The organism is Arthrobacter zhaoxinii, from assembly GCF_024385505.1.
Taxonomy (GTDB): Bacteria; Actinomycetota; Actinomycetes; order Actinomycetales; family Micrococcaceae; genus Arthrobacter_B; species Arthrobacter_B zhaoxinii.
The window spans coordinates 1-13,859 of record NZ_JANFLT010000003.1; the positions used below are offsets into that span (position 1 = coordinate 1).

10 protein-coding genes, 2 tRNA genes and 1 rRNA gene are annotated in these 13,859 nt (G+C 58.7%); 11 read left to right on the plus strand and 2 right to left on the minus strand.

Going from position 1 to position 13,859, the window contains the following annotated elements:
* Window positions 1-112: ribosomal RNA gene (gene rrf / locus NNX37_RS06650) — 5S ribosomal RNA — on the plus strand; the annotation flags it as partial.
* A 54-nt stretch (window positions 113-166) separates the two neighbouring features.
* Here rrf and NNX37_RS06655 read toward each other — a convergent pair.
* Window positions 167-541: a hypothetical protein gene (locus NNX37_RS06655; protein ID WP_255791545.1), complete on the minus strand. Its 375-nt coding sequence runs from the start codon at window positions 539-541 to the stop codon at window positions 167-169.
* 56 nt (window positions 542-597) lie between these two features.
* Between NNX37_RS06655 and NNX37_RS06660 the strand changes: the two genes are divergently transcribed.
* The 10 genes from NNX37_RS06660 to thiL all read left to right on the plus strand — a co-directional run bounded on the left by NNX37_RS06660 (window position 598) and on the right by thiL (window position 13,392).
* The gene (locus NNX37_RS06660) at window positions 598-1,371 is read left to right on the plus strand and encodes a fumarylacetoacetate hydrolase family protein (RefSeq protein ID WP_255791546.1); all 774 of its coding nucleotides are present in this window, start codon (window positions 598-600) and stop codon (window positions 1,369-1,371) included.
* Complete coding sequence (locus NNX37_RS06665) at window positions 1,371-1,973, plus strand: hypothetical protein (RefSeq protein ID WP_255791547.1); 603 nt, start codon at window positions 1,371-1,373, stop codon at window positions 1,971-1,973. The genes NNX37_RS06660 and NNX37_RS06665 overlap by 1 nt, the downstream gene beginning before the upstream one ends.
* Window positions 1,974-2,012: 39 nt before the next feature.
* Complete coding sequence (gene gltX, locus NNX37_RS06670; RefSeq protein ID WP_255791548.1) at window positions 2,013-3,530, plus strand: glutamate--tRNA ligase; 1,518 nt, start codon at window positions 2,013-2,015, stop codon at window positions 3,528-3,530.
* Window positions 3,531-3,542: 12 nt separating this feature from the next.
* Window positions 3,543-4,334, plus strand: a complete 792-nt coding sequence (locus NNX37_RS06675; protein WP_255791549.1) for an HAD family hydrolase — start codon at window positions 3,543-3,545, stop codon at window positions 4,332-4,334.
* A gap of 49 nt (window positions 4,335-4,383) precedes the next feature.
* Window positions 4,384-4,455, plus strand: a tRNA-Gln gene (locus NNX37_RS06680).
* Window positions 4,456-4,578: 123 nt separating this feature from the next.
* Window positions 4,579-4,651 (plus strand) — tRNA-Glu (locus tag NNX37_RS06685).
* A 287-nt stretch (window positions 4,652-4,938) separates the two neighbouring features.
* A complete protein-coding gene (locus NNX37_RS06690; protein ID WP_255791550.1) occupies window positions 4,939-5,442 on the plus strand; it encodes a hypothetical protein in 504 nt (167 codons plus the stop codon).
* A 328-nt stretch (window positions 5,443-5,770) separates the two neighbouring features.
* Window positions 5,771-8,977: a glycosyltransferase gene (locus NNX37_RS06695; protein ID WP_255791551.1), complete on the plus strand. Its 3,207-nt coding sequence runs from the start codon at window positions 5,771-5,773 to the stop codon at window positions 8,975-8,977.
* A 1-nt stretch (window position 8,978) separates the two neighbouring features.
* A complete protein-coding gene (locus tag NNX37_RS06700) occupies window positions 8,979-11,882 on the plus strand; it encodes a DUF6270 domain-containing protein (protein ID WP_255791552.1) in 2,904 nt (967 codons plus the stop codon).
* Between the two features lie 496 nt (window positions 11,883-12,378).
* Complete coding sequence (thiL, locus tag NNX37_RS06705; protein WP_255791553.1) at window positions 12,379-13,392, plus strand: thiamine-phosphate kinase; 1,014 nt, start codon at window positions 12,379-12,381, stop codon at window positions 13,390-13,392.
* Window positions 13,393-13,411: 19 nt separating this feature from the next.
* Here thiL and NNX37_RS06710 read toward each other — a convergent pair whose 3' ends face one another.
* Entirely contained in the window at window positions 13,412-13,840 is a 429-nt protein-coding gene (locus NNX37_RS06710; RefSeq protein ID WP_255791554.1) for a potassium channel family protein, read from the minus strand.
* Window positions 13,841-13,859 lie beyond the last annotated feature (19 nt).

The following is a 13,859-nucleotide window of genomic DNA, read 5'->3' on the forward strand; positions in this document are numbered from 1 at the left end:
CGGTCATAGCGTGGGGGAAACGCCCGGTCCCATTCCGAACCCGGAAGCTAAGACCCACAGCGCCGATGGTACTGCATCCGGGAGGATGTGGGAGAGTAGGTCACCGCCGGACAATATTTAGTAGAGAGGGTCAGGTCCCGCACCATTGGTGCGGGACCTGACCTGTTTAACATCCTTCGGCAGGATTGCTGCCGCGCTGCCGGAGCCATACAGTCGTCGCTATTAGTAGCGGCAGCTGCGTGACGCCGTACAGAGCGTGGAAAGCATAATGCCGCGCCGATTGCTCGGGATCGAAAGGCAGGACCGGCAGCGGAAGCACGCTAAAAACCGCGCCTATGAGATTCAGCACTCCCCATACCAGCATCCCCCAGGCGGCCCACAGCCGACGGGGCGTAAACCACAGGACCAGGAGCGCGAGCAGAAGCACCAGCGGCAGGAATGATTCCGGGCTCAGGAGCGTCTGGCCGGGCAGATCGGCCAGATTATGGACCAGCAATCCAAGCCAGCTCAGAACCGCCAGCGCCGGTAGCCACGGGAACATGCGTCGACTATCCCACTCCGCAGCAGTAAAAGAGATCGTCTACTAGGCTTAGACCCATGCGTATTGCTCGATTTGTACAGGACAGCGACCCCGCCTTCGGCGTGGTCGGCGGAGAAGAAGGCAGCGAAGAAATCGCCGTCATTAAGGGTGACCCGTTCTTTTCGGGCGTCCAGCTGACGGGGGAGCGGCACAAGCTGGAAGACGTGCGCCTGCTGGCCCCGATCATCCCCCGAAGCAAAGTAGTCGGCATCGGCCGCAATTACGCCGACCATGCCAGCGAAATGGGCAACGAGGTGCCGCCGGCGCCGTTGATGTTCCTCAAGCCCAACACCTCGGTGATCGGCCCCAACGATCCCGTGGTGCTCCCGTCCTTCTCGGACGAGGTTTCCTACGAAGCCGAACTCGCCGTCGTCATCGGCCGCATCTGCAAGGATGTTCCGATTGAGCGCGTGGACGAAGTGATCTTCGGCTACACCTGCGCCAACGACCTCACGGCCCGCGATGCCCAGCGCACCGACGACCAGTGGGCCCGGGCCAAAGGCTTTGACACCTCCTGCCCGCTGGGCCCGTGGATCGAAACCGAACTGGATCCCGAGAGCACCGCGGTCCGCGGCTACCTCAACGGTGAACTGGTTCAGGACGGCAACACCAACTCCATGATCTGGGGTGTCAAGGAACTGGTTTCCTACGTCTCGCAGGCCTTCACCCTGCTGCCCGGCGACGTCATCCTCACCGGCACCCCCGCAGGCGTCGGGATCATCAGCGACGGCGAACGCTTCGAGGTCGACATCGAAGGTATTGGCCGCCTGGCCAATACCGTCCGCAGCTGATGCCGCGCGGAGCGGTCCGGGAGACCGGACGAAAGACAGCAGGGGCTTCGCTCATCTGGTCCCTCATTCTCCTGGCCGCTCCGTTCCTCAGCTTTTCACCGGGCGTAGCCCTGCCGTGGGGCGTCGGAGCTGCGCTGCTGATGGGTGTTTTCCCGGCAGTCCTGGTCTCCTATCTGCAGCGCCGCAATGACCTGCGCCGCCTGCCGCCGTCGTCCCTCCCGCCCGCCGTGCTGGGTGCCGCGGCGCTGGCGTTTATGTTCCAGCGGATCATCCTCTGGCTGCAGGGACCGTTGACGCTCTCGGCCGCGGTCTTCGCCCTGCTGGCTGCCGCCGTCGTGCTGCTCATCGCCAATACCTTCACCTCCTGGTCCTGGTTGGACCTCACGCTGGGCGCGGGCGCCGTGATCCTGGGAACGACGGCGGCCCTGCTCCTCCCGGGTCTGACGGGAACAGCTGCGGGGATCCTCCTGGCGGCCGTACTGGCCGCTTTCCTCGCCGTTCGACTGCGGCAGGGGAACCTGTCAGGACGCTTGGCCGCCGCCGCGGCCGGAGCGGTTGCCGGCGGCGGAGTCTTCCTCTGGCTGCTGTCCTACGCCCAATAAGGCGGCTACCTGACGGAAGAGTCTAAACTGGGAACCATCATGACAAACGCTCCCACTCCCTTAGCTGACCTTCCCACCGTTACCGATGACACGCCCGTACGCGTGCGCTTCTGCCCATCTCCCACGGGCACACCGCACGTTGGCCTCATCCGGACCGCCCTCTTCAACTGGGCCTATGCCAAGCACACCAAGGGCACCATGGTGTTCCGCATTGAAGACACCGACACCGCACGCGACAGCGAGGAGAGCTATCTCCAGCTCCTCGACGCGCTGAAATGGCTCGGCATCACGTGGGATGAAGGCGTGGAAGTAGGCGGCCCGCACGAACCGTACCGGCAGTCCCAGCGCGGCGACATCTACCAGGGCGTCATCGCGAAGCTGCGCGAGGCCGGCTACATCTACGAGTCCTACTCCACCCCGGAGGAAGTCGAAGCACGCCACCGTGCCGCCGGCCGTGACATCAAGCTTGGCTACGACAACTACGACCGCGACCTGACCCCGGAACAGATCGAAGCCTTCCGGGCCGAAGGCCGCTCACCCGTGCTGCGCGTCCGGATGCCGGATGAAGACATCACCTTCACGGACCTGGTCCGCGGCGAGATCACCTTCAAGGCCGGAACCGTTCCCGACTTCGTGGTGGTCCGGGCCAACGGCGCACCGCTCTACACGCTGGTCAACCCGGTGGACGATGCCCTCATGGGCATCACCCATATTCTGCGCGGCGAGGACCTGCTGTCGTCCACCCCGCGCCAGGTGGCCCTCTACCGTGCCCTGATCGACGTCGGTGTGGCCAAGTACATGCCCCTGTTCGGACACCTCCCGTACGTCATGGGTGCCGGCAACAAGAAGCTGTCCAAGCGCGATCCGGAATCCAGCCTCTTCCTGCACCGGGAACGCGGCTTCATCCCCGAAGGCCTGCTGAACTACCTCTCCTTGCTGGGCTGGTCCCTGTCCGCGGACGAGGACATCTTCACCGTCGACCAGCTGGTGGAAAACTTCGACATCCACAACGTGCTGGCCAATCCCGCCCGCTTTGACCTGAAGAAGGCAGAGGCCATCAACGGCACCCACGTGCGGATGCTCGAGGCCGAAGACTTCCGCAACCGTCTGGTCCCGTACCTGCAGGAGGCTGGCCTGGTAGGGGAGACGCTCACCCCGCGTGACGAGGAAATCCTGACCGAAGCCGCGCCGCTGGTGCAGGAACGCATCACCCTGCTGGGTGAGGCTCCGGACATGCTCGGCTTCCTGTTCAAGGCCGACGACGCGGTCGACGTTGCCGACGACGCCCGGAAGGGCCTGCCGGCGAACCTGGCCGAGGTGCTCGACGCCGCCCTGGCGGCCCTGGACTCCGTGTCCGATTGGACTGCGGAGAACATCCAGGCTGCGCTGCGCCAGGCCCTGGTGGAGGACATGGGGATCAAGCCGCGGCTGGCCTTCGGCCCGGTCCGCACAGCCGTGTCCGGACGCCGGATCTCACCGCCCCTGTTCGAATCCATGGTCATCCTCGGCCGGGAATCCTCCCTCGCACGGATCCGCGCCTTCCGCGCCGCCGCGTAGGGAACTGTCATCATGGGCAGGTCCGTCGATGCAGTGCTCTTCGACATCGACGAAACGCTCATCGACCTGCAGGCTGCCATGGGCAGTACGCTGCAGGCGGTCGGCGCCGATGACCTGACCCATTTCACGGCGGCGGACTGGGAGGCCTATACCTCCCTGTTCGCCGCCGACCCGCAGGGGCACTACGACGCCTATTTGTCCGGCCGGCTGGGCTTTGCCGACCAGCGGGTGCTGCGCCTGCAGCACGCCCGCGAACGGGCCGGGCTGGCGCCGCTGGACAGTGACGCCGCCCGCGCCTGGAACGAGGCCTACGAAGCGGCTCTGCCTCGCTACTTCCGGGCGTTCGACGACGTCGTGCCCCTCCTGAACGCGCTGGAGGCCCGCGGCATTGCGTACGGTGCCGTGAGTAACAATGTCCACGATTACCAGCGGGCCAAGCTGGACGCCGCCGGGCTGCAGCGGATCAAGGTCCTGGTGGGCATCGACACCGTGGGCGCGGCCAAACCGGAGCCGGCGATCTTCCATGAAGGAGTGCGCCTGCTCGGCAGCGAGCCGGAACGCACTGCCTACGTCGGGGACAACCCCACCGTGGATGCAGTGGGAGCGGCCAACGCCGGCCTGCTGGGCGTCTGGCTCGACCGCACGGACAATCCTTCTCCGGTGCACCCCCGACGAAGCAGTAGCTCCTTGGGGGGGGGGCACACCATCGGCTCGCTCGGGGAGCTGCTGGAGCTGGTCTGGCGCGGCCTTCGGGCCCGTTTTGTACTTGGTCCGGAAGCCGTGTATAGTTATATCTCGTGCTGAGGGGTTGCAGCCGAGGATAAGTCCTCAAGATGCAGCCAGAAAAGCGCATTGGGATATGGTGTAATTGGCAACACATCGGTTTCTGGTACCGACATTCTAGGTTCGAGTCCTGGTATCCCAGCGGTAATCAATGGTGGTTTAGCCCCGATTGGTCTCCTCTGAAAGAGTATGAAATACTTTACAGGCCGGTTCTTGGAAACCGGCAAGGAAGTGCCTGAGCTGTAAAGCTCGGAGCACTGTACACGGCCCCATCGTATAGCGGCCTAGTACGCTGCCCTCTCACGGCGGTAACGCGGGTTCGAATCCCGCTGGGGTCACATATATTAGCCGGTCCCGGACATTGTCCGGGACCGGCCTTTTTGCATTCAGGGGTTTTCCAAGGGTGCTAGGGCGGGCTGTATCGCAGAACTTACGATAACGCCGCGTCCCGCTCGCTGGCCGTCTCCCCGCAGGCCCGGCAGATTTCTGTCTCGTGCCGAGAGCGGCTTGCACGATGCACTCGCAGATATCCATTAGAGTGGGATCACTTGACGAGTGAATATAAGAGCTCTACGCCGTGTGTGACGGTGGCGTAGCGGTGCATGAAAATGGGGTCTTACTACTAATGCAGCACAAAAAGGGCGCTCTCAGCCATGAAACAAATGTTTCGGAACGCCGTGAATCAATTCAAAACGGACCGGACCAGGGCCTCTCCGTACCAACATCGCTTGAAAACTCGATGCGGGTTGCTATCGAAAGTCAGCTCTTATCAATGGGTGTGTTGCTGGAACGCACAACTGAAGCCATGGAGCAGCAAAGCGGTCAGTTCAGAGCGGCTTTGTCTGCCCTGGAACAACGAAACCAGCGACTACAGACTTTGTTGGACGAGCGGGACGAAAGTCTCCGGCAGGCCACTAGAGAGATAAAGAGACTGACGGTTACACGCGGTGCTATTGCTCGTGACGCGGAGCGGCTGAGGGACGAACTCGCGCAGTTACAAGCGAGTCTGAGTATGCGAGTTGGTTCCCACATCGTGCGCTCGATCGAAAATCCGAGCAGCTCGTGGAAGCTTGTCCCGAGTTTACCTCGAACGGTTCTGCGCGAAATTATGTCACGACGGGTTAAGTAAAAGGGGAAGCAGTAAGTTGAGCTCGAATGAAGACTTGGCACAAGAGGTATACCGGAACATGGGCGTACGCCTGATACGAGATGTCGTTCCTAATGAGGAACCCACCCGGACGAGCGTGCTCCAGGGAAGCGCCTACGCAAGAACGGTTACAGCTGTCGAAACGCAGAATACGATACTCCGAAACAATGCGCTTGCGCTGCATAGCGTGATTGACACCCTCAGGGATGGTGCCTATGAGCGCCCTCCCCTGCCTAATAGTAGGTCCAACAGAATCCGTGGGCAGGAGATATCCGTTGACTCTGTCCGCGGGCTTCGCGTTCTGGGAATTATGGACGAATTTACAGCGTCGGCTTTTGAAGTCTCGTGTAATTTACTGCGCCCGAACGCTACAGGTTGGGAATCTGAGGTTGGGGAGTTCAAGCCCGATCTGTTGTTAGTGGAATCAGCTTGGAACGGAAACGACGGTGAGTGGCACAAGAAGATTGACCGTGTAAGCCCTGAGCTGGTCGCCCTAATAAACTGGTGTAAAGCCGAACATGTTCCTACCATCTTTTGGAATAAAGAAGATCCGGTACACTATAACGGCTTTGTGTCCACGGCAAGCCTGTTCGATTTTGTTTTCACGACAGATCTAGGTTCTGTTCCTAGGTACAAACAAGCCCTTGGACACAACAGGGTGTACGTTATGCCGTTCTTCTGCGAGCCAGCGCTTCACAACCCTCTGAACGCAGATCGCAAGCCGGGTTTCAGCTTCGCTGGCGCATACTATAAAAGGTACGAAGAACGCAGCAAGAATTTCGATGCCCTAATAAGCGGGGTCAGAGCGCACGGCCCGGTCACGATATTCGATCGTAATTTTGGCGAGAATAAGCCTGAGTTTCGGTTTCCTGATGAGTATGAAGATTTTATTGCGGGAGGGTTGAAGTACAGCGAAATAGACAAGTCCTACAAGGGCTTTGAATTCGGCATCAACTTGAACTCTGTAAAGCAGTCGCAGAGCATGTTTGCTCGTCGCGTCTTCGACTTAGTCCTGTCAAATACTCATGTCGTCAGTAACTACTCTCTCGGTCTCCGCCTTCTGTTCGGCGACTTGGTCGTGTCATCCGATGATGCTGGACAAATTGAGAGCCAAGTGCGGAGTCTGTTGGGGGAGGGAGACAGTGCATCGACTAATTCGTTCGCCGCATACGTTCGATTCCTCGCTCTTCGGAAGGTTCTCGCAGAGCACACCACCCAAGATCGCCTAGCTTATATTGCGTCGCGGATATGGGTGGACCCGCCAACTAGAGAGGCGCCGAAGGTCGGCGTGGTCGTTGGGGTAAAAGAATCCACCGAAATCGACTTGGCCATCGCCCAGTTTCACAACCAAACGTGGACCAATAAAGAGCTTATCGTTCTCATTGACCCGGACAACAACTCGATTGAACTGCCGCCCCAGGCGGAAGGTATCAGGTATCTCCTGAAGCCAGAAGGCAACCTAGAGCTGCCAGCGCTCACAGATGCTCCCTTGGTCTCTGTCTGGAATACAGCCGCTAGCTACGGTCCCAACTTCTTACAGGATGCCGTCAGAGCGTTCGAGTTTGGCGACGTCGACTGCGTAAGTCGTGTACCCGTCGAAGGAGACCCTCTCGGACTCCTCAACGCCTATGCCGGAGTGGATAGCTCACCGGCAATGAGTTCAGTGTGGCGTACTGAGGCTATGCCCGTGGTCCGCTATGCTCAGGGCACGCAGGCGCCATTCGATGTCCGCATCAGTGGTCTCCGGATCATAACTCTTCCGAGTTTTGATTATGCTTCCCCCTGCCAGCGGCTCGCAGATACCTCAACGTGGGATCTCGAAATCAATATGGGGTTGCCGCTGTCAAACCTCTTGAATGAGGCAGAAACGCTTCAACCAGACAGACCACTGCCAGATATCGTCAGTGGCTGGAACGCAGAAGCCCTTGCTGTCAATTTTCCGGCATCGCATGGTAAGGGGGAAGTGCAAATAACCCATTCAGCTGATGGGCTAGCAGTGAGTTCTACACTACCTGCAGACAAACACCGTTACGTGTATGCTCGTGCGTCAATTCCATTCGCCGAAGTTCTGGGGGACGAAAACGAAGCGCGACTGCATGTTGTCAGTCGCCCTGGTGCGGCTATCTCTTTGGTCGTTCTGTTCTTGGATCTAGCCGGCGATCGCCTAGGTAGCCAGGTCCTTCCCGTGAATAGCAATGTGGTTCTCTCTGCGCCAGAAAACACCAGTCATGTCCATCTAGGCCTGCGAATTCAAGGATCCGGCAGCTGTAATGTTTCGGGAATATCCTTTGGCGCCATCGAGCGTGCGGGCACTTCTGTGGGTATTCTTAACGCCAAGTCACAACTGCTGGTGACGAACGTTTACCCGTCATATGGCGATCTCTATCGTAACGGCTTTGTCCATAGTAGGGTTAGAAGCTATCGCGATGCAGGATTACAGACGACGGTTTTTGTATTGAATAAACGGCTGAGGCCGGGCACCTATGAGTTTGAGGGCGTGGACGTACAAGTTGGCAATGCGGAAGACCTGGATGCTGCCGTCAGAACTAATCGATTCGACAGTGTTTTGGTGCACTTCCTGGATGAGACCATATGGACGGTATTGGAGCCCTTCGTAGAGTCGATCCCTGTAATTGTCTGGATTCACGGTGCCGAAATTCAGCCATGGTACCGACGCGACTTTAACTATGCCACCGAGGCTGAACGCGATAAAGCGAAGCAACTAAGCGCTGTACGCATGTCGTTCTGGAGGAGGGTGTTCTCCTCTATCCATCCAAACTTGCACTTCGTCTTAGTGTCGCGGTATTTCGCTGAGGAAGTCATGAGCGACGTCGGCATCAAGCTTCCGGCCAATAGATACAGTGTCATTCATAACTTCGTGGATACGGAAATATTCAAGTACAACAAAAAGCTGCCAGAAGACCGATTCCGGATATTGAGCATTCGGCCCTTTGCGTCTAGGAAGTATGCAAACGATCTCACTGTTGAGGCTATCCTTCACCTCCGTAAGCACCCGAATTTCGCGCAGGCATCAATCTTGATTGTGGGCGATGGAGTACTTTTCGACGAAGTCCTCGGTCCCCTGAATGAGCTGGAAAATGTTGAGATACGCCGCGAATTCCTCGCACAAAGTGACATAGCCGAACTACATCAGGGCTACGGCGTTTTTATGTCGCCCACCAGGATGGATAGCCAAGGAGTGTCGAGGGATGAGGCAATGTCATCCGGCTTAGTCCCAGTTACCACGGCCGTTACTGCTATACCGGAGTTCGTCGACCCGTCCTGTGGAATCTTGGCTCCTGCCGAGGACGCCGCCAGCATGGCGAATGGTATAGCGTCCCTGTGGGATGACCCAAGTAAGTTCCTGGAAATGTCAGCCGCAGCATCCCGGCGCGTGTACCAGCAAAGCCGGCAGGAGAAGACTATAGACGCGGAAGTTCAGCTAATCAGGCAACGGTCAAATACGCCGGGAGTTTCTGTCTATCGAGTGCAGGAAACAAAGGCGGGGATTCAGTAAAATGCCGAAGGTCTATATCTACGGAAGTTGCGTCTCTAGGGACGCCTTTGAACATCCGCTAGCCCCGTTCCTGTCTGGCTATAGTGCGAGGTCTCCGATCGGTAGCGCCTTCTCGCCTATGCTTCGTGAAATCCCGGATATCGATCTGGAGGCCAACACAAGCACTTTCCAACAGGCCATGGTCCAGACGGATCTGTATAAGCTACTTCCCCACCGTTTGGCGACATCGCAGTACGACATTCTCCTCATTGATTTGATCGACGAACGACTGCAAACGGTTCGTAGTGATTCGGCCTTCTACACGTTTTCACCAGAAGCACAGCGTTGCGGGATGAACATAGAAGATATGGCTATAGTTCGTCCAGGCTCGGAGGAGCACAAGTCTACCTTCAAGGAGGGCTTGAGGAAGCTGCTAGAGGTCGTACCGCCAGAGCGCATCGTGGTGAACCGCGTATTCTGGGCCGCAGTCGATGTGCACGGCGTTGAGGTCGCACCAGCAGCCAATGTTGACGAAAATAACGAGATACTGGCCGAGTTGTACGCGTTCTTTGAAGAAGCGGATGGGGTGCGATTTATCGACTACCCGCCCGAGCTCTTCGTTTCCGATCCGTCGCACAAGTGGGGACCTTCGCCGTTTCATTATGTTCCTGCCCTATACGAACACACAATAAACAGCCTGCATAGTTTAGTCGGAGGGGTGGAGAATTCCGGTAGGTCTCGGAGTATGGTCCAAGGCTTTAACGCGCCAGATGTGGGTGCTGAAGTTGCAGGCCGGCACCTAACATCGATTCGGCCAGTGACGTTTAGCCGGGGTCGCACTGTTCAAGCAGGAGGGCTGGCTCCGGACAACAGTCCGCTTCATAGTAATGGCTTATGGAGTTACTCAAACGACTGCCTTACTATCGATTTTGAGGGCGAAATCGGCGTTTATGAAGCAACAATAAAACTGCCGGCGGGAGGTGTTGCCGGCAACGGGCTCAGCGCCAGATTCCGACTAAAGGACTGGGAAAGTGTTCAATATATCGCGGTCGGTCATATGCACGAAGGTCAATATCGTCATGTCAAGGTAGTCCATACGCGGCAGAAGGAATGGCTGAATCTTAGCGTTTCCTACCAAGATCTGGCCTTTAAGGTCCAGAACGGTTTCGAGCCTGTAGGGCCATGCCCTATATCGGACGTTCGAGTATTCATTAAAGGAAAGCCTGCCGCCCATGGGGCGGCTCTCGACATAGCTTGGTGTGCGACGTGGATGGAGAAGGCGGAAAGCCCCTCTGGGCTGGTGTCGCCTCTGAAACCAGAAGACTCACTCATTCAGCTGCTCGCGGACTACGTGATTGCAACCTCCGATGGAGTTGCCGAGCAGATCCAGACGTTCTTGGGAACAGGTCGATTTCCGATGCCGGGCGGCGTCGAGCTCCCCTGGAGAAGCTCTGAAAGAGTACCCGATGGATTGTACGCATTCGATACATATCGATATATATGGCATTCTCTTTACTTCGCTGCAAATCTTGTTATCTATGGCCGCCGCAATGATAACCACGCTGCGGTACTGGCCGGGCAAAGCTTGGTGCAAAGCTGGCTCGAAGACAATTTGTGGAGGGAGTCGGACGACAAGCGGTACGCATGGTACGACCACGGTACTGCTGAACGTCTTATCGCTCTGCTATTAGTCCAGCATATGGGCGGTTCATCGGGGCACGATTACCGGTTCTCACGACGCTTAGAAGTTGCCATAGAGGCACACAGTCGGCTCCTTGAGTCTGAATCTTTTTATGCTGCAAATCAGGTTTCTCGATACCATAACCATGCTTGGTTTCAGGATCTAGCGTTAGTTTCGGCTTCGGCTATTGCTGGTCGTTGTCGTGCAAGCGAGCGAAGAATCGCCAAAGGGCTGGAACGTCTGCGGGACCAATTTTCGCGATTGATAGTCTTGGAGGACGAATATGCGGTGTTTGCCGAGAACTCTTCCGGTTACCACGCTGGCGTCGGAAGTATAGTGCGGCTCGCCGGAGCGGTCGAAAAGCTTGCTACTGGAACCGGTGAATTCAGTCGATTGGCGGATAAGCTTGACGCCTGGACTGAGTATTTTCGTTACCCTAATGGTCGTTCTCCGGCGAACGGGGATACCTTTAGATACGGCAATCATCTCCCCGCTAAAACGTCAGGTGTGGCAGCATATGAGTCTCCGCATCTTTTGGTACTGCCCGACGCAGGTTACTCGGTGGTTAAGGGCAATGCCCACGGTTCCAGCTTCATGATGACGTTTTTGGCGACCTCTATATCGCCAACCCACAAGCACTGCGACGATCTATCGGTCACGCTCTTTTATGACGGTATCGAATGGTTGGTTGATCCTAGCTTCCACTCGCACGCATACGCTGAGGACGTCCCGAGATATCTGAGAGGCGCATGGGCACACAGTGCTGTTGCGATTCCCGACGTAGGCTATTCCATCGCCCCGGGTCTTTCGCGATTGGAGGGAAAGGCTGAAGGTAACAGATTCTGTCTCTCTGGACATCATGAGGCGTATTCGGATGTGCTCGTGAAGCGAAGCGTAGATGGTTATTTGGATGATTTGCAGTTGCATTTTAGAGACATCGCTTTGCCGGCAGATCGGTCGGCCTTACAGCCCTCACCTATTTATAGTGTTCTTCATCTCGGTGAGGGGGTTTCGGCGGAGATTTCTGAGACCTCGGCAACACTGCGACATGACCGCTCTGAACATGTGTTGATAATCAATTTTGGTCATGCGACGGCACGAAGCGTTGTTGGGCCTGGTGCTGACGAGAGTTCAACCAGTTTGTGCGGAACTGTCTTCGGGCAGGTTGAAGACAGCCAATCGATTCTCCTTCAACATCCGGAGCCCGGAGTCGTTCTTGGTTGGTCGATTGAGGTCAAGCGGTAGTTTGATACCACATTGGTGCTTCCGGCTCCGGACGTTCAGTCCGGAGCCGGACTCGTGCTTAACGGAGTGCATAAGACCTTGAGTTCGTCTGACACGCAGAGGCATACCTGGACCCTGTAGCGTACATTCGCAGCCCAGCGGCTGCCGCAACTGGAAGGCGTCGGGCTGTTTGTGGCGGTCATACTCTACGGTTTACGACCGTCAGACGGCCTGTCCGTAGCGTCTCCAGGGCCACCTCCGCCGACACATAATTGGAACTGAACTTGGCTGGCAGTCACCGCAGGAGCCCCCGCTGGACAGAACAGCGCTGCCACTAGCAGCCCAATCGGGCCTGCAGTACTACTAAGAGCCAGACGCGACGCGCGTAACTCTTGGCATGATGGTCCGCCGCAGCCCCCACTGTGGGTTCCGATCAGAGGGCTCCGCCGGGTCGGTCCTACACTGCTGTGCTAGTTTCAACACGGTAGCTTCAAGACAATAACCAGAGGACCAGCCCGTGCCGCTAGAAGCCCTGACCGTGGACCAGCTCGACGAGAAGGCGCTCCTGGCCCGAATCTTCCCCCGGCTCGGACCCACGACGGCACTTGTCGGGCCGGGCGATGACGCCGCTGTTATCGCTGCGCCGGACGGCCGGATGGTGATCTCCATCGACACCCTCGTCCAGGACGCAGACTTCCGCCTGCTCTGGCCCTCGGGGTACCGCACTACCGGATTCGTCGTTGGCTGGAAATGCGCTGCGCAGAACCTGTCCGACATCAGCGCCATGGGCGCCGTTCCCACGTCGCTGGTGGTCAGCCTCACGCTTCCGGGCCGCACCGAGGTTGCATGGGTAGAGGATCTAGCGACCGGACTTGCGGCGGGGGTGCAGTCCTTAACGTTGAACGCGGGCCGCTGCTCGGTGGTGGGCGGTGACCTGGGCCGTGGCAGCCAGATTGTGGTCACGGCCGCCGTCACCGGTGATCTCGAGGGCCGCGCACCGGTCCTGCGTTCCGGAGCCCGCCCCGGAGACGTGCTGGCACACTCCGGCGCATTGGGTGCTGCCGCAGCCGGCCTGGCCGTGCTGGAGAGCAGCCTTGACTACTCAATAGTCCGGGAAGAGGAGAACCAGGTTCTCGCGGGGCTCGTTGCGTCACAGAACCGTCCCCATCCGCCGGTCCATCTGGGTCCGCAGGCGGCAACTGCCGGCGCCACGGCCATGCTGGACGTCTCCGACGGCCTCGTGCGCGACGCCGGCCGCATCGCCCGTGCCTCGGGCGTGGCCATAGATCTCGACGCCGGCTATCTCACCTCCCGGGCCGAGGTGTTGGCTCCGGCAGCAGCCCGGCTGGGAGCTGACCCGCTGGCCTGGGTGCTCGGCGGGGGAGAGGACCACGGGCTACTGGCCACCTTCCCGCCGGACGCGGTCCTGCCCGAGGGATTTGTCCGGATTGGCGACGTGGCCGCAGGGGAGGGCGTCACCGTCGGCGGGCAGGCGCCGTCGACCATCGGCTGGGACCACTTCGCCGGTTAGCGGTACAGAGCCGCACCGCTCAGGAGCCCGGGAAGATGCGCCGGTTCCGGATCCGCTCGGCCAGGTTCAGCAGCTGTTCGCGTGACAGGTCCGGCAGATGCTCAAGCTCGTTGACGAAGTCATCCAGTGCGTTGGTGGCCCGGGCCTTGAGGAGCTCGGTGTAGAAGCCGACGATGATGCCGGTTATGAGGGCCACCACGAGGATTCCGTACAGGGTCACCACCACGGTGATGATCCGTCCGGCCGGACCGGTGGCCACGTAGTCGCCGAAACCGACGGTGGTGAAGGAAACAAACAGGTACCAGAGGCCGTCGCCGAAATCGGTGAACTCCGGTTCGAGCCGCGGCAGCAGGAAACTGGCAACACCGAGGACAATCAGGAAGCCGGTGAAAATGTAGTCGGCGCCGGAGATCCGGACAACGTGCCACAGCACCCGCATCCGCTTCATGGGAACCTCCCGCGTTGGA